The 16,164-nt window shown below is 61.0% G+C and carries 15 protein-coding genes; 5 read left to right on the top strand and 10 right to left on the bottom strand.

The features are described 5' to 3' along the window. Window positions 1–15: 15 nt before the first annotated feature. The 9 genes from I6L35_RS03955 to I6L35_RS03915 form a co-directional block, all read right to left on the bottom strand. Window positions 16–483 (bottom strand): glycine zipper 2TM domain-containing protein, encoded by a 468-nt coding sequence (locus I6L35_RS03955; RefSeq protein WP_201952827.1) that lies wholly within the window; start codon window positions 481–483, stop codon window positions 16–18. 119 nt (window positions 484–602) lie between these two features. After that, complete coding sequence (locus I6L35_RS03950; RefSeq protein WP_139405189.1) at window positions 603–1,079, bottom strand: GNAT family N-acetyltransferase; 477 nt, start codon at window positions 1,077–1,079, stop codon at window positions 603–605. A gap of 112 nt (window positions 1,080–1,191) precedes the next feature. Continuing rightward, window positions 1,192–1,596, bottom strand: a complete 405-nt coding sequence (locus I6L35_RS03945) for a nitrous oxide-stimulated promoter family protein (RefSeq protein ID WP_216979590.1) — start codon at window positions 1,594–1,596, stop codon at window positions 1,192–1,194. Between the two features lie 86 nt (window positions 1,597–1,682). Next, window positions 1,683–3,485, bottom strand: a complete 1,803-nt coding sequence (locus I6L35_RS03940; protein WP_216979589.1) for an aminopeptidase P family protein — start codon at window positions 3,483–3,485, stop codon at window positions 1,683–1,685. Between the two features lie 33 nt (window positions 3,486–3,518). Next, on the bottom strand, window positions 3,519–4,184 hold the full coding sequence (locus tag I6L35_RS03935) for a GntR family transcriptional regulator (RefSeq protein ID WP_216979588.1): 666 nt from the start codon (window positions 4,182–4,184) through the stop codon (window positions 3,519–3,521). A gap of 193 nt (window positions 4,185–4,377) precedes the next feature. Continuing rightward, window positions 4,378–6,003 (bottom strand): phosphoenolpyruvate carboxykinase (ATP), encoded by a 1,626-nt coding sequence (gene pckA / locus I6L35_RS03930; protein ID WP_216979587.1) that lies wholly within the window; start codon window positions 6,001–6,003, stop codon window positions 4,378–4,380. Between the two features lie 149 nt (window positions 6,004–6,152). After that, entirely contained in the window at window positions 6,153–7,037 is an 885-nt protein-coding gene (gene hslO / locus I6L35_RS03925) for an Hsp33 family molecular chaperone HslO (RefSeq protein WP_216980233.1), read from the bottom strand. 83 nt (window positions 7,038–7,120) lie between these two features. Then, window positions 7,121–7,519, bottom strand: a complete 399-nt coding sequence (hslR, locus tag I6L35_RS03920; RefSeq protein ID WP_216952790.1) for a ribosome-associated heat shock protein Hsp15 — start codon at window positions 7,517–7,519, stop codon at window positions 7,121–7,123. 256 nt (window positions 7,520–7,775) lie between these two features. Then, entirely contained in the window at window positions 7,776–8,156 is a 381-nt protein-coding gene (locus I6L35_RS03915) for a hypothetical protein (RefSeq protein WP_005340143.1), read from the bottom strand. 185 nt (window positions 8,157–8,341) lie between these two features. Between I6L35_RS03915 and I6L35_RS03910 the strand changes: the two genes are divergently transcribed. Continuing rightward, window positions 8,342–9,730 (top strand): phosphatase PAP2 family protein, encoded by a 1,389-nt coding sequence (locus tag I6L35_RS03910; RefSeq protein ID WP_216979586.1) that lies wholly within the window; start codon window positions 8,342–8,344, stop codon window positions 9,728–9,730. After that, complete coding sequence (gene ydiK, locus I6L35_RS03905) at window positions 9,727–10,818, top strand: AI-2E family transporter YdiK (RefSeq protein WP_216952793.1); 1,092 nt, start codon at window positions 9,727–9,729, stop codon at window positions 10,816–10,818. Before I6L35_RS03910 ends, ydiK begins: the two co-directional genes overlap by 4 nt. A 104-nt stretch (window positions 10,819–10,922) precedes the next feature. Here ydiK and mutS read toward each other — a convergent pair whose 3' ends face one another. Further along, entirely contained in the window at window positions 10,923–13,442 is a 2,520-nt protein-coding gene (gene mutS, locus I6L35_RS03900; RefSeq protein ID WP_216980232.1) for a DNA mismatch repair protein MutS, read from the bottom strand. Window positions 13,443–13,731: 289 nt separating this feature from the next. Between mutS and pncC the strand changes: the two genes are divergently transcribed. The 3 genes from pncC to I6L35_RS03885 all read left to right on the top strand — a co-directional run bounded on the left by pncC (window position 13,732) and on the right by I6L35_RS03885 (window position 15,919). Next, complete coding sequence (gene pncC, locus I6L35_RS03895) at window positions 13,732–14,223, top strand: nicotinamide-nucleotide amidase (RefSeq protein ID WP_216979585.1); 492 nt, start codon at window positions 13,732–13,734, stop codon at window positions 14,221–14,223. An 80-nt stretch (window positions 14,224–14,303) separates the two neighbouring features. Beyond that, the gene (gene recA / locus I6L35_RS03890) at window positions 14,304–15,368 is read left to right on the top strand and encodes a recombinase RecA (RefSeq protein ID WP_005348744.1); all 1,065 of its coding nucleotides are present in this window, start codon (window positions 14,304–14,306) and stop codon (window positions 15,366–15,368) included. 41 nt (window positions 15,369–15,409) lie between these two features. Further along, window positions 15,410–15,919 (top strand): regulatory protein RecX, encoded by a 510-nt coding sequence (locus tag I6L35_RS03885; protein ID WP_139742581.1) that lies wholly within the window; start codon window positions 15,410–15,412, stop codon window positions 15,917–15,919. Window positions 15,920–16,164: the final 245 nt, after the last annotated feature.

Here is a 16,164-nt window from a genome sequence, read left to right as displayed (position 1 = left end):
CCTGAGTTCACACCCTTAATTCACGACGGCCACGTTGATGCTGCCATTGCCCTGGGTCATGCGTACCCGCGCGCCCGGCACGAAGGTGGGGCTGGCTTTCTGCACCACCACGATGGCTTCGCCGTTCTCTTTCTTGATCTCCAGCTCGACCCCGTCGACCTGGTTGAGTTTGTCGCCAGCGGCCTTGCCGGCTGCCGCGCCGGCAATGGCACCACCTGCTGTGGCGATATCACGGCCGGTGCCGCCGCCTATGGTGCTGCCCAGCAGGCCGCCGACCACGGCGCCGCCAATAGTGCCGAGCAGGGAGTTTTCATCGGCCTGGATCTTCACCGGGCGGGTGGAGATGATGGTGCCATAGCTTACGGTTTGTACCTGTTTGGCACGGTCTTTGGTGTAGACATCGCCAGAGTAGACATCGCTGTTGGCGCAACCGGTGACGGTAGTGGCGGCCAGCAGGGCAATAAGGGTCATACGTTTCAACATGATGGGCCTCCAAGGCTGAATAGAATTCAAACAATCAGTTTGATGAATTGAACTTTACTCCAAGCAAGCGGGACATGAAATCGGCAAAATGTAACCAATTATGCGTTCTGTAACCGGTTTTATCCTTGAATCGCAGCTGTACCGGAGAGGGTTTTAACCAGCACAAGCCGATCCTCGCCGGGGCCGAAGTAGTCGGCGACCTCTTCAACCAGTTGATAGCCAAGACGGTAGTAGAGGCGCTGGGCCGGATTGGCCGGATCGACCGTGAGCCGCAGTTCGCTTATCTGCAGCGCCTGCTGGTTGGCCTCCATCTGGCGCATCATCCGCTCCGCGAGGCCGAAACCGCGCGCCTCGGGCAGCACCGCCAGCGAGAGCACCCAGCCTTGCGACCGCTCCTGACCAAAGCCACCCAGCACATAACCCACCAGTTGCCCCTCGTATTCGGCCACCAGCAACAACTCGGGCCACAAATCCATCGCCTGACGGAAGAAGAAGGCGGGATAGACATCTTCGCCAAACACCTTGGCATCGATCTGCCAGATGGCGTGCATGTCATTGTGGGTGGCGGTGCGTAGCAGGGGCGGGTTGTGGTGCATCAGGACTCCATCGGCAGAAAACGGATCGGCAATGCCGCTGACCTTGGGGCCAACGGCAGAAAAGGAGTCATAGGGTAGTGGTCATCCCCTGCCGGATGCAAGGGATTGGCGGTTATGGCGGCAGCGGTCTGCTGTGGGGCAGTTTGGGAGCCTTGCGAAAGCCGTCGAGCAGGTGGCGAAGGGTGAGCCAGGGGTGGCGCAGCAACATGCGCGGGCCGCTCCACTTCATCACCTGCTGGATCTGTTTGCGCATCGCCGGGGCGTAGCAGTGGATATTGCAGTTGGCGCAGGTGGGTTTGTGGCCGTGGCCATAACGGCAGCGACGCAGGCGCTGATGGGCGAAATCCCGCAACTGGCGACAGTGACGGCAGTGGGGATCCTGATGATGGTGCTGGCAGTAGAGGCGGATCATGGCGCTGACCGTCTGCTGCTCGCGCATGAGTCTGGGGTGGTCACTCGCCTTTTTGCTGGCTGCGGCGTGTGGGCCCCGGGCTGGGCTGGCATGATAACTTTTCATGGCCGCCATTCTCCTGACCTGCTCGCTTGGAGTGTTGATACAGGTCAAATGGGGGATAAAAAACAGGGCCCGCAGGCCCTGTGTCATCAGATGAGGCTGGTTGCCTGCTCCAGCCAAGCGAGATCATCGCCTTCGAGCAGCGGGCTCAGACGGCGGAACACTTCGGCGTGGTATTCATTGATCCAGCGGAACTCGGCCGGGCTCAGCAGGCTGCGATCGATCAGGCGGGTATCGAACGGAACATAGGTCAGGCGCTCGAAGCCCAACATCGGCAGCTCGCCGATCTGCTCCAGCTCGGTCACCACCACCAGGTTTTCACAGCGGATGCCGAAGCCATCTTCGCGGTAGTAGCCCGGCTCGTTGGAGAGCACCATGCCCGGCTGCAGGGCGACCATGCTCCCTTTCGGGGCGATGCGCTGGGGCCCTTCGTGGACGCTCAGGAAGTGGCCGACGCCGTGGCCGGTGCCGTGGTCGTAGTTGTAACCGGCTTGCCACAGCGGCATGCGGGCCAGCACGTCGAGCTGGATACCGGCGGTGCCGCGCGGGAAGCGGGCCTGATCCAGCGCAATATGTCCCTGCAGCACCCGGGTAAACATCGCCTTCTGCTCATCGGTCACCTCACCCACCTTGATGGTGCGGGTGATGTCGGTGGTGCCATCCAGATACTGGGCGCCGGAGTCCAGCAGATAGAGGCTGTCCTGGCCGAAGGGGCGCGGGGTGCCATTGGTATGGCGGTAGTGGCACATGGCGGCGTTGGGGCCGAGTGCCGAGATGGTGTCGAAGCTCGGCTCGACGTAGTGTTCCTGCTCGCGGCGGAACGCTTCCACCTGATCGGCCAGGGTGCCTTCATCCACTCCCTCGAATTCGCCGGAGGCGATCAGCCGATCCAGCCAGGCGAGGAAGCGGGTCATAGCCACGCCATCGCGCAGGTGGGCGGCGCGCATGCCGGTCAGCTCGATCTCGTTTTTGCACGCTTTCGGCAGCATGGTTGGATCCTGGCCTGCCACCAGAATGGCACCCGCCTCTTCCATGATGAGCTGGGTCCAGGCGTTGGCGCTGTCCGGATCGGCCAGCACCTTTTGCTGATCTTCACCGATGCGTTGCAGCACATCTTCCAGCTTGTCGACAGGATAGACGGAGACATCCTGGCCCACGTGTTGACTGAAGGCGAAGCAGTCGATCTTGTCGGTATCGACGAAGAAATCCATGGTGGTGTTGGCGTAGAGCACGGCAAAACCGAGCACCACCGGCAGCCGCTCGATGTCGCGGCCACGCAGGTTGAGCAGCCAGTTGATGGGCTCGGCCTGGGTCAGCAGCACGGCATCCAGCCCGCGCTTGCGCAGATCACTGGCCAGCATTTCACGTTTGGCCTGGCTGGACTGGCCCGCAAGCTCCTCGCTGTAGAGGATGACCGGTGCCTTGGGGGGCTCGGGGCGATCGCTCCAGTTCAGGTCGATGGGGTTCTGCTCGACTCGCACCAGCTCGATACCGCGCTCGGCCAGCACTGCCTTGGCGTTCTTGTACCAGGTCAGACTGTGCAGACGGGCATCGAAGCCAACCCGGGAGCCTGACGGCAGCTGCTCGGCCAGCCACTGCACGTGGGGATTTTCGATGAGGTGGAGCAACTCGAACAGTTCGGACGGCGCCTGCATGCGGGCCTGTACCGTATAGCGACCATCGACAAAGAGGGCGGCACGCTGGGCCATGATGATGGCAACGCCGGCAGAGCCATTGAACCCGGTGATCCAGTCAAGCCGCTCGGCACAAGCGGGAATGTACTCGCCGAGGTGCTCATCATCGTGGGGGACGATAAAGGCGTCCAACTCCTGCATGGCCAGCTCGGCCCTGACTTGGGCGACGCGGGTTTCAATTATCTCGAAATTATTCATGTCGTTAGTGCCAGATGGTTGCTATATGAGTGTTCAGTTTTTATGGCCGCTGGCCAGGATCTGTTTGATCGACTGGCCCGCCGCCTCGATATGCTGCCTGAGTAGTACCACCGCCTCGTGCTTGCGCCGGGTGCGGCACAGTTCCAGCAATTGGGCGTGTTCACGTTCCGCCTTGTCTACACCGCCCTGGGCAAAGAGCAGCTCGAAGCGGACATAGCGGTCACAGCTCAGATTGATCTGGGCGATCAGGTCAAGTGCCTGGGGGCGACCGGCAGCCTGATAGAGGGTGGCGTGAAAGCTGTGATTCAACTCGGCCCAATGTTCGATCTGGGTGCCTGACTCCAGGGCGTGATCAAATTGGGCGAGGATCGCCTCCGCTTGCGCGAAGGTGGCTTCCGTCATCTTGTCGACGGCGTGAAACAGGGTATCGGCTTCCAGCAGCGCTCGCAAATAAAAGAGCTCTTCAATGGCCGAGGCGTCCAGCATGGTGACCACGGCGCCGCGATGGGCTTCGAACTTGACCAGCCCCTGCGCTTCCAGTTGCATCAGGGCTTCGCGCACCGGGATGCGGCTCACGGCCAGCTCTTTGGCAATGGCATCCTGACGCAAGGGGGCGCCAGCTGGGAACTCCCCACGGAGGATCCGGCCACGGAGGTTTTCCATCACCATCTGGGTTCGGGTCTTGTAGGGTGGGGTCATGGTCGGGTCACGATTGGGCGTTACAGAATTGTATATTGTATAAAGTTTGGCTGAATCTAACCTGTCACAATAGGCAAAGGCAAGGTTTTGGCCCCCTTAACGGGGACGATGGCGGCGTTCGGGGCTCCACAAAAACAAAAATGCCGGTCAGCGTGGCTGACCGGCATGGTGTCACTGATACGAAGCGAGCCTGTTACAGCTGCGGGCCTGCCGCAACCAGACGTTTGCCTTCGTCGTTATCGGTGAAGCGCTCGAAGTTCTTGATGAAGCGCCCTGCCAGATCGACGGCCTTGGCATCCCACTCGGCCTTGTCGGCGTAAGTGTCGCGCGGGTCGAGGATCGCCGGGTTCACATCGTGCAGCGCGGTCGGGATCTCCAGATTGAAGATTGGCAGCACCTTGGTCTCGGCCTTCTCGATGGAGCCATCCAGGATGGCGTCGATGATGGCGCGGGTATCCTTGATGGAGATGCGCTTGCCGGTGCCGTTCCAGCCGGTGTTGACCAGATAGGCCTCTGCACCTGCCGCTTCCATCCGTTTTACCAGCTCCTGACCGTACTTGGTCGGATGCAGGGAGAGGAAGGCTGCGCCGAAGCAGGAGGAGAAGGTCGGGGTCGGCTCTGTGATGCCGCGCTCGGTACCGGCCAGTTTGGCGGTGAAGCCAGACAGGAAGTGGTACTTGGTCTGCTCCTTGGTCAGCTTGGAGACCGGGGGCAGCACGCCGAAGGCGTCGGCAGTCAGGAAGATCACCTTGGTGGCGTGACCAGCCTTGGAGACCGGCTTGACGATGTTGTCGATGTGATAGATGGGGTAGGAAACGCGGGTGTTCTCGGTCTTGGAGCCATCATCGAAGTCGATGGTGCCATCGGCAGCAACGGTCACGTTCTCCAGCAGCGCATCGCGGCGGATGGCGTGGTAGATATCCGGCTCGGCCTCTTCGGAGAGCTTGATGGTCTTGGCGTAGCAGCCCCCTTCGAAGTTGAACACGCCGTGGTCATCCCAGCCGTGCTCGTCATCGCCGATCAGCTGGCGCTTCGGATCGGTGGATAGGGTGGTCTTGCCGGTGCCGGAGAGGCCGAAGAAGATGGCTACGTCACCGTCCTGACCCACGTTGGCGGAGCAGTGCATGGAGGCAATGCCGCGCAGGGGCAGGAAGTAGTTCATCATGGAGAACATGCCCTTCTTCATCTCGCCACCGTACCAGGTGCCACCGATGAGCTGCATCTTCTCGGTCATGTTGAAGGCAACAAAGTTCTCGGAGTTGAGACCCTGCTCCTTCCAGTTCGGGTTAGTGCACTTGGCACCGTTCATCACCACGAAGTCAGGCTTGAAGGTTTTCAGCTCTTCCTCGCTCGGGCGGATGAACATGTTTTTCACGAAGTGTGCCTGCCAGGCCACCTCGGTGATGATGCGCACGGCCAGGCGGGTGTCCGGGTTGGCACCGCAGAAGCCGTCTACCACAAACAGGCGCTTGCCGGAGAGCTGTTTGGTGACCAGCCCTTTCAGATGTGACCACACTTCGGGGGTAATCGCTTTGTTATCGTTTTTACCCTGGTCAGACCACCACACAGTATCCTGGGTAGTGGCATCTTTGACGATATATTTATCTTTCGGAGAGCGGCCGGTAAAGATACCGGTGTTGACGTTGACGGCGCCCAGTTCGGTGACGACGCCGCGCTCGAACCCTTCCAGGTCAGGGCGAGTCTCTTCAGCGAAAAGCTGCTCGTAAGAGGGGTTGCGAACGATTTCCTGGCTGTTTTTGATGCCGTACTGGTCCAGTCCTAATTGTTGGGCCAGGGTGGGTTCTGCCACGATTGTCATTGTATTCTCCTGGGTTCAGAGGTTTGTAGGGTTCTATCTGACGTTCATCCTATCACTTAGGTGGTAGAGTTTAGCGATCGCCATCAAACTTTATAAAATAGGGTATTTTTTTGTTATTAAAGTTAAAGGCGGGTTTTGCCCGCCTTTAATTAGTGTAACTTGTTTGCATCATTGCCGGGAGCCCTGCTGAACAGGGTTTCGACATCGATCCCATTAAATTGGTACTGGGCGCCGCAATAATCACAGTGCATGTCGATCTTGCCGAGCTCCTGCACCATATCCATCACCTCTTCCTTTTCTATCTGCAGCAGGGCCCCTTCGCAGCGCTCGCGGGAGCAGGTGCAGCGGAACTCGACCGCCTGCGGATCGAACACCCGCACCTTGTCCTGATGGTAGAGACGGTAGAGGATCTCTTCGGCTTCCAGACCAAACAGCTCTTCATCCTTGATGGTGCTGGTGAGCTGGGTCAGGTGCTCGAAGTCGTCGCTGTGATCCTCGCTCTGGGCTGGCAGTTCCTGCAGCATGATGCCGGCGGCGCGGGGTTGCCCTTCATGGTAACCGGTACGGATCCACAGCTTGGTCGCCAGCTGTTCGGACTGGGCGAAGTAGTGCTCCAGACAGCCAGCCAGGGTGTCGGCGTCCAGCGCGATGATGCCCTGATAGCGTTCGCCCTGTTCCGGGGTGATGGTGATGACCAGCTGGCCGTTGCCGATCAGGCTCTGCAGTTTGTCGTCGCTCGGCAGCTCGCCCTCATAGCGTGCCACGCCGCGCAACTGCTGGTTGTTGTCACCGTTGATCACGGCCAGACGCACCGGGCCATCGCCCTGCAGCTGAACGGTGATGGAGCCTTCAAACTTGAGGGTAGCGGTCAGCAGGCTGGTGGCGACCAGCAGCTCGCCCAGCAGCTTTTGCACCTGCACCGGGTAGTTCTGGGCTTCCACCACGTGGCGGTAGGTGTGATCCAGCTGGACCAGCTCGCCACGTACTTCGTACTCTTCAAACAGATAGCGATACAGCAGATCTTGGTTGCTCATCATATATTCCTGAGTTCTTCGGTGAGGTAAATCGGACGCAGTGACCGCCTGTGGCCGTCACTGCGCTATCAAATCGGGGTCGGTCAGTACTGCTTGACCTTGAGCAGCTGACGCCGCTCCTGCTTGTCGGGGCGGCGCTCGGGGCTTGGGGCAAACTGGCTGTTGAAGCGGCGTGCCTCGCTGTTTTCAGCCCGTTTTTTCAAGCTTTCAGCGGTCTCTTCATAGAGCTGCTGGGCGAGCGGTGCCGATTTGCGCTGATCGCTCAAGGCCAGCACCCGCACTTCCCGCTCATCCTGCCCCTGCCAGAAGCGGATCAGCGCACCCACTTCCACCTGTTTGCCCGGTTTGCTGCGCTGACCATTGTAGTGCACCTTGCCGCCGTCAATCTGATCCCGCGCCAGCGAGCGGGTCTTGTAGAAACGGGCCGCCCACAACCACTTGTCGAGACGAACCTCAAGGGCGCTTTCCGGATGATTGGCCATGAACAGGCTCCATAACGGGGAAAAGAGGCGGTCGATTATACCAGAGCCCGGGGGCGGGATAGAAACCGGGCAACCGCCGTGCGGGGCACAAACCATGTCAAGGTGATGCAACATATGGGCAGTTTGCTGATTAACAAGGGAATGGCGCTGGTTTATCGGGTATTCATGGGGGCTGAGAAGGGCCTCCATACCGCGCATATAACACTGCCGCCCCTGTTGGGGGCGGCAGCGTTCACATCCGTTGACCACTGCTTAGTCAGAAGTGATCGTGCTGATCCGGCTTCTTCTGGTCGTGGGGGCCTTCGCTGTGGGCGATGGCGGTGCGGATGAGGTCAACCCCGGCACGGATAATCAGCACCCCCATGTTGACCAGCTTGACGCAGACCCACATGAAGGTGATGAGCAGGATCAGCTTGAGCACGGTCTGGAACGCTTCCAGGAAGTTCTGCTCCAGCTGGGCGGTGAGGCCGTTGGCGCTGGTCATCAGCCAGGTGTAGACCTCGCGCACGAACGGGATGCGGCTTGGCATCTCCAGTACGTCCAGTGCCGCAGGCAGGGCCTGAAAGATGACGATGCTGCCGAACAGGATCAGGATGACACCGATGGCGATGCCGAGGAAAAAGCCGAACTGTCTCATGGAGGGCTCCAGCGGTTGCTGCATGACATTGAAGATAGCCGCCAATAGTAGGGAGTGCCCTCGCTCATCGCAATCTTCCCGGTGTGGCCATCATGGCCGGATCAGCGCTGAACAGGCCGCCAGCATTGCCCAACTATCTGATTTCTGGGAGGCTTGTCGCCATTGTGCATAGGGAAAGCAAATTGATGTCGAGAACCCTCTTTTTACTGTTGCTGGCGTTGTTTGCCGCTCTGCCAGCCCTGAGTGCCGAACCGGCTGGCCCAACGGCAGCCGCCTGCGCCATCCGCCATCAGGATCAACTGCTGCTGGTGCAGGATCGCATCTCCTCCCGCTACAGCCTGAGCGGTGGCTATATCGATGGCGGCGAGAGCCCCGAGCAGGCGGCGCTGCGCGAGCTGTATGAAGAGACCGGTCTGCGCGGCGAAGTCGTCGCGGATCTTGGCCGCTGGCAGAAAGCGCAGGTCTTTGCCTGTCGCACTCTTGAGCCTATCGTCGCCCAGCAAGATTCCGATTTTGTCTCGCTGCTGCAGGCCCCCAATCTGGGTGGCGAGATCCTCAACGCCCGCTTGATCGCGGTGGACAAGCTCCCCCGCGCACAGCGCCGCTTCCCGGAGCAGCTCGACTGGCTGCAATCCCGACTGGATAAGGTGCCCGAGAGCGAGGTGCGCTGGCAGGCCGATTTTGTGGCGCAGGGCAATGCGCTGCATCAGGCCGAGATCCCGCTGATGCTGCGGCTGCAACAGTGGCTGGGGCCCGATGTCTGGTGGCTGTCGGTCAGCAATCTGTTTGGTTCAGGCGGCTTTCAGCTTGCCCTGATACCTTTGCTGCTCCCGCTGCTGGGGTGGCCGCGACTGCGCCAGCTGCTGTTCGCCATGCTCTGGCTCGGCTTGCTGGTGCAGGCGAGCAAGGAGGGGATCGGCTGGCCGCGTCCCTTCCATCTGCAACCTGAACTGGCGACTCACAGTGCCCAGGGCTTTGGCATGCCGAGCGGTCACACCGCATCGGCCCTGCTGTTCTGGGGCGCGCTGCTTGGCTGGCTCTGGCCTGCCCGGCGCGGACAGGCCTACTCGCTGGCGCTGCTGCTGGCCCTTACCACCGGTCTGGCGCGGGTCTGGCTTGGGGCACACTTTATCTCTGACGTAGTGGCGGGGCTGCTGATGGGCGCCATACTGCTGGCTGCTCGTCCCTGCTGGCGTACGGATGGGCTTGTGGCAGGCTGGTTGCTGCTGATTGCCGCGGCGCTGGCGCTCGGGGGACTGACCCAATCGGCCCATCTGACCGGTATCGGGCTGGTAGCGCTGGGCCTCTGGCTCGGGGGAAATGCGGCCCTCGTTCGAGCTGGTTATCCCCCGCTGCTTACAGGGGGCGTTGTGCTGGCGGGCTGCTTGCTGATCGGTGCCGGCCTGTGGCTGTTGCCGCTGCTGACCAGTAGCTCGTTGATCATACTGCTTGGACAGTTTGTGCTCTTTTTCGGGCTGGGGCTCTGGTTGAGCGTCGGCCTCTGGTGGATACTCTCTCTCTTGAAACAAGACTCACGACCCAGGGGCGGACGCCCTGCAAGGGGAACTCTATGAATATGAAAAAAGTGGATTTGGCCAAGATAACCTTGGGGGTGCTGTTTCTCAGCCTCCTGATCATCTCCTGCTTTATGGTGCTGCGCCCCTTCCTGCCCGCACTGGTGTGGGCCACCATGATCACCATCGCTACCTGGCCACTGATGTTGATGGTGCAGCGGTTGCTGTGGGGCAAGCGTGCGCTGGCCGCTCTCTTTATGAGCCTGGTGCTATTGCTGATGTTTGTCATTCCGCTCTTTATGACACTGGCCAATGTGGCGGAGAAAGCCCCCATGCTGATCGAACTGGGGACCAATATCAGCCAGTCGCCTCCGCCCGAGCTGCTCTGGTTGCAGCAGATCCCGCTGGTGGGCGGCAAGCTCTATGACTTCTGGCAGCAAATTCTGGCGAGCGGTGGTCAGGTGCTGTTTGCCAAGCTGGCGCCCTACTTCGGTCAGACGGCGCGCTGGCTGGCTGCTCAGGCCGGTAATCTGGGCATGCTGCTGGTCCACTTCCTGCTGACGGTCGGTATCTGTGGTCTGCTCTATCACTCCGGTGAAGTGGTGGCGACCGGCATTCGCCGCTTTGCCCACCGGCTGGCCGGGGATCGCGGTGACAATGCGACCGTGCTGGCTTCCCAGGCGATCCGCGCCGTGGCCATGGGGGTGGTGGTTACTGCGCTGGTGCAATCCTCGGTGGCCGGGGTGGGGCTGTGGATCGCTGGCATCCCCTACACCATGGTTCTGGTGGTGGTAATGTTCCTGCTCATCGTCGCCCAGATAGGTCCCTTTCCGGTGCTGATCTCCTGTGTCGGTTATCTCTACTGGAGCGGTGATACTACCTGGGGCACCTTCCTGCTGGTCTGGTCGCTGATCGCCGGCACAATGGACAACTTCCTGCGTCCCTTCCTGATCAAACGCGGTGCCAATCTGCCCCTCATTCTCATTCTGGTGGGGGTTATCGGCGGCCTGCTGGCGATGGGGATCATCGGTCTGTTTATCGGCCCCGTGGTGCTGGCTGTGGCTTATACCTTGCTGGATGCCTGGATCAAGGAGGGTGACCACCAGTCAGAGGCGACCCATATCGCGGCAGCGCCCAGTATAGATTGACGGTTCTATAAAAAGACGATGCAAAGAGCCGCCCGATGGGCGGCTCTTTTGTTGATGATAACAGCGTGAGGCCGGTTGTTTCATACCTGAGCCGAAGCGGTTGTTCACAGCATCTGTTTGAGGCGATAGAGCAGATCCAGCGCCTGACGGGGGGTGAGCTCGTCCGGGCGCATTGCTTCCAGCTCTTCCACCACCGGATGAGGCTGCGGGGCGAGGGTCACCGGAGCCGGGCGGCTTTCACCGGCGGCGGCCGGAGTGGCGCTCTCCAGCTCGTGCAGTTTGTGACGTGCCTGCTGGATCACCGATTTCGGCACCCCAGCCAACGCCGCCACTTGCAGGCCGTAGGAGCGGCTGGCCGCCCCTTCCTGCACTGCGTGCATAAAGGCGATGGTGTCGCCGTGCTCCACCGCATCGAGGTGGACGTTGGCCAGCCCGCTCATCAGCTCGGGCAAGCGGGTCAGCTCGAAGTAGTGGGTGGCGAACAGGGTGTAGGCGCCAATCTTGCTCGCCAGCTGCTCGGCACAGGCCCACGCCAGCGAGAGGCCGTCGTAGGTGCTGGTGCCGCGGCCAATCTCGTCCATCAGCACCAGACTGCGGGCGGTGGCGTTGTTGAGGATATTGGCGGTCTCGGTCATCTCCACCATAAAGGTGGAGCGGCCGGAGGCGAGATCGTCTGATGCCCCGATGCGGGTGAAGATGCGGTCGATGGGGCCGATGCGGGCGCTGTCGGCCGGCACGAAGGCGCCGATATGGGCCAGCAGCACGATCAGCGCGGTCTGGCGCATATAGGTGGATTTACCGCCCATGTTGGGACCCGTGATGATCAGCATCCGCCGCTCCCGCTCCAGCCGGATAGGGTTGGCGATAAAGGGATCTGTCATCACCTGCTCCACCACCGGATGGCGGCCCGCTTCGATGATGATCTGATCTTCGTCGATGAGGGTTGGGCAGCGGTAGTCGAGGGTCTCGGCCCGCTCGGCCAGGTTGGCCAGCACGTCCAGCTCCGCCAGTGCGGCGGCGGAATCCTGCAGATCGCCGAGGTGGGGCAGCAGGGCATCGAGCAGCTCTTCGTAGAGGCGTTTCTCCAGCGCCAGTGCCTGGGACTGGGCGGTGAGTACCTTGTCCTCGTACTTCTTCAGCTCATCGATGATGTAGCGTTCGTTGTTCTTGAGGGTTTGACGGCGGATGTAGTGGGCCGGCACCAGATGGCTGTTGGCGCGGCTCACCTCTATATAGAAGCCGTGCACCTTGTTGTAACCCACCTTGAGGGTGTTGATGCCGGTCAGCAGTTTTTCCCGCTCCTCGATGCGGGCGAGGCTGGCGGTGGCGCCGTTGGCGAGATCCCGCAGCTCGTCCAGCTCCTGATTGAAGCCGTCACGGATGACGCCACCATCGCGGATCAGCACCGGCGGCACCTCCATCACCGCACGCTCCAGCAGGTCGAGCAGCTCGGGGAAGGTGCTGGCCCGCTCGGCCAGCTGTTGCACCGCTTCGTGCTCGTTGTCCGCCAGCAGGCGTTGCAACTCGGGCAACTGGGCGAAGGCCTGACGCAGGCGGGTGAGGTCGCGCGGGCGGGCCGAGCGCAGGGCGAGACGGGCCAGCACCCGCTCCACATCACCTACCTGACGCAGCAGGTTGCCCAACTCGTCGTAGAGGTTCTGCTCGATCAGCTCCTTGATGGTGCTCTGGCGACCTTTGAGGATCACCCGATCGCGGATCGGCTGGTGGATCCAGCGCTTGAGCAGGCGGCTGCCCATGGGGGTGGCAGTGCGATCCAGCACCTCGGCCAGGGTATTTTCATAGCCACCGGCCAGGTTCTGGGTAAGCTCCAGATTGCGGCGGGTGGCGGCATCCATGATGACCGCGTGATCCGGCTGCTCGAGGCGAACGTTGCGGATGTGGGGCAGGGCGGTGCGCTGGGTATCTTTGACGTACTGCATCAGACAACCGGCGGCGCACAGGGCGGTCTCGCTCTTGTCGACGCCAAATCCCACCAGATCCTGGGTGCCGAACTGCTGGCAGAGCAGCTTGCGGGCTGTGCCCAGCTCAAACTCCCACTCCGGGCGGCGACGCAGGCCGCGGCGACCCTCGATATGGTGCAGGAATTCGAACGATTCCGGGTAGAGCAGTTCGGCCGGATTGGTGCGCTGCAGCTCAGCCAGCAAGGTTTCTTCTTTCTCGAACTGGTTGATGAAGAAGCGGCCGGAGCCGATGTCCATGGTGCCATAGCCGAAGCGGCGGCCATCGTGGTAGACGGCGGCGATCAGGTTGTCCTGCCGCTCGCTGAGCAGCGCCTCGTCGGAGACGGTGCCCGGGGTGATGATGCGGATGACCTTGCGCTCCACCGGCCCCTTGCTGGTGGCGGGATCCCCCACCTGCTCGCAGATGGCGGCCGACTCGCCGAGCTGTACCAGCTTGGCCAGATACCCCTCGATGGCGTGATAGGGCACCCCCGCCATCGGGATGGGGCTGCCAGCCGACTGGCCGCGCTTGGTCAGGGAGATGTCGAGCAGTTGGGAGGCCTTGCGGGCATCGTCATAGAACAGCTCGTAGAAGTCGCCCATCCGGTAGAACAGCAGGATCTCCGGGTTCTCGGCCTTGAGGCCAAGGTACTGCTGCATCATGGGCGTGTGGGCGCTCAGATTGGCGCCGGGAGCGGAGCTTGTGGCGCCGCTGGCTTGGTGTTGTGCGGTCATGTTCTGTTCCAGAAGGGGCCTCTGCGGGCCAGTGTCTGCGGTGATGAGCCTTGAGCTTGATGGCGCCATTCTACACATAAGCGCCGCGCCGGGGGAGGTTGGCTCACACCACCATTTGGCTGATGCGAGTCATCAGCCTTGTGACAATCAGCTCAGTTGCGAGGGGCTGTGGCGGGATCGCATAATGTGCCCTTTCCACGAATCAGAAGGAGCTGTGATGAAACTGGACGCAGAGATAGAGCACCTCGCCATCGAGCTGGGGCGGGCCCTTGGTCAACGGGGCTGGCTGGCGGCGACCGCCGAATCCTGTACCGGCGGCGGGGTGGCAACGGCCATCACCGACATCGCGGGCAGCTCAGGCTGGTTTGATCGCGGATTTGTTACTTACACCAACGAAGCCAAGCAGCAGATGTTGGGGGTGAGCAGCGATAGCCTTGAACAGCACGGCGCGGTGAGCGAAGCCGTGGTGCTGGAGATGGCTCGTGGTGCGCTGGCCCACTCGTCTGCCTCCATCAGCGTTGCTATCAGTGGCATCGCCGGCCCCGGCGGCGCTACCGAGGGCAAGCCGGTCGGCACCGTCTGGTTCGCCTGGGCCGACAGCAATGGCCGTCACCACTCCCTGCTCGCCCGCTTCGACGGGGATCGCCGGCAGGTGCGCCAGCAGGCGGTGAGACAGGCCTTGTCGGGTCTGTTGGCCCTGCTCAGATAAATTGGGCTTGATACTGTATGAATAGACAGTATACTTAGCCCAACTTCACTTCTTACTCACGATTTCCAGCGGAGATTGGCATGGATCAGAACAAACAGAAGGCACTGGCGGCTGCGCTGGGTCAGATTGAAAAGCAGTTCGGCAAAGGTTCCATCATGCGTCTGGGCGACAGCAAGACCATGGATATCGAAGCCATCTCTACCGGTTCCCTCTCGCTGGACGTGGCGTTGGGCATTGGCGGTCTGCCGTGTGGCCGTATCGTCGAAATCTACGGCCCGGAATCTTCCGGTAAAACCACCCTCACCCTGCAGGTGATCGCGGAAGCCCAGAAGAAGGGCAAAACCTGTGCCTTCGTCGATGCGGAACACGCCCTCGACCCTATCTATGCTGCCAAGTTGGGCGTCAACGTCGACGACCTGCTGATCTCCCAGCCGGATACCGGTGAACAGGCGCTGGAAATCTGCGACATGCTGGTTCGCTCCAACGCCGTTGACGTCATCATCGTCGATTCCGTGGCGGCCCTGACCCCGAAAGCGGAAATCGAAGGGGAGATGGGTGACTCCCACGTTGGCCTGCAGGCCCGTCTGATGTCCCAGGCGCTGCGCAAACTGACCGCCAACATCAAGAACGCCAACTGCCTGTGCATCTTCATCAACCAGATCCGGATGAAGATCGGCGTCATGTTCGGTAGCCCGGAAACCACCACAGGTGGTAACGCGCTCAAGTTCTACGCCTCCGTGCGTCTGGATATCCGTCGTATCGGCGCCATCAAGGAAGGCGACGAAGTGGTCGGTAACGAGACTCGCGTCAAAGTGGTCAAGAACAAGGTGGCCCCGCCCTTCAAGCAGGCTGAATTCCAGATCTTCTACGGTGCCGGTATCTCCAAAGAGGGCGAGCTGGTGGATCTCGGCGTCAAGCACAAGCTGATCGACAAGGCGGGTGCCTGGTACAGCTACAATGGCGAGAAGATCGGTCAGGGTAAGGCCAACGTCATGAAGCTGTTCGCCGAGAACAAGGTGATGGCTGGCGAAGTGGAAGCCCGCCTGCGCGAGCTGCTGCTCTCCGGTGCCGTGCCAGTCGATGACAAGGCTGCTCCGGTTGAGGCAGACGAGTTCGATGCCGAAAGCGAACAAGAGTTCGAGTAAGGAACAAAGGAAGGCCGGGTAGATACCCGGCCTTGTTATTTATGGTTGATGAATCCGTTACCGAACCGGTCGAGCCTGCCGAACCGACCTTTGCAGAGCAGCTTACCGCCGCCCGCGCCTTTGCCATGCGCAGTCTGGCCCGCCGCGAGAGTGCCGAGTCCGAGCTGGCTAACCGGCTGCGCCAGCAGGGCTTCAATGAAGAGGTGATCGAGGCGGTGGTCGACTACTGCCGCGGTTACAACTGGGTCAATGACGAACGTTACGGCGGTATGGCTGTACGGGCCGGTGCCGCCAAGGGCCATGGCCCCATCAAGATCCGCTTCGATCTGCGCCGCAAGGGGCTCGACGATATGCAGATTGATGCCGCATTCGATCAGCCGGAGCTGGACTGGTTCGAACTGGCGTTTGCCCTGCTCGAACGGCGCGCCCGAGTGGCCGATCTGGCGGATTTCAAGCTGCGGATGAAGTGGCTCAAGTACCTGCTGGGGCGCGGCTTTACCCAGGATCAGGCCCGTTATGCCATCTCGGCCCTGCAGGAGCGGGAGGAGTAACGCCACTGCGTGGCAAACGTCGTTTCACCTCTCCTTGTGGCAGGTTTTTCCTGCTCGCTCAGTAGCTTGCGCGCACAATCCCGAAAAAGCGGCCTTTTGTTCATCTCATCCCTCTTTATGCGCTGCTTTTTTGCCTCTCGACAGTGAAAAAAGCCACTGTGGGCAGCGGCGCTCTTATCTGGCCCGCTTATGTGCGCTTTTTCGCCCGTGGCGGCCCTGTCTGTTTTACTTTACCCCGCAGAAAA

It is taken from the genome of Aeromonas sp. FDAARGOS 1405 (assembly GCF_019048265.1).
Lineage (GTDB): Bacteria > Pseudomonadota > Gammaproteobacteria > Enterobacterales > Aeromonadaceae > Aeromonas > Aeromonas veronii_A.
The sequence above is the reverse complement of the archived record's forward strand: the minus strand, read 5'-3'. Positions and strand labels throughout refer to the sequence as shown.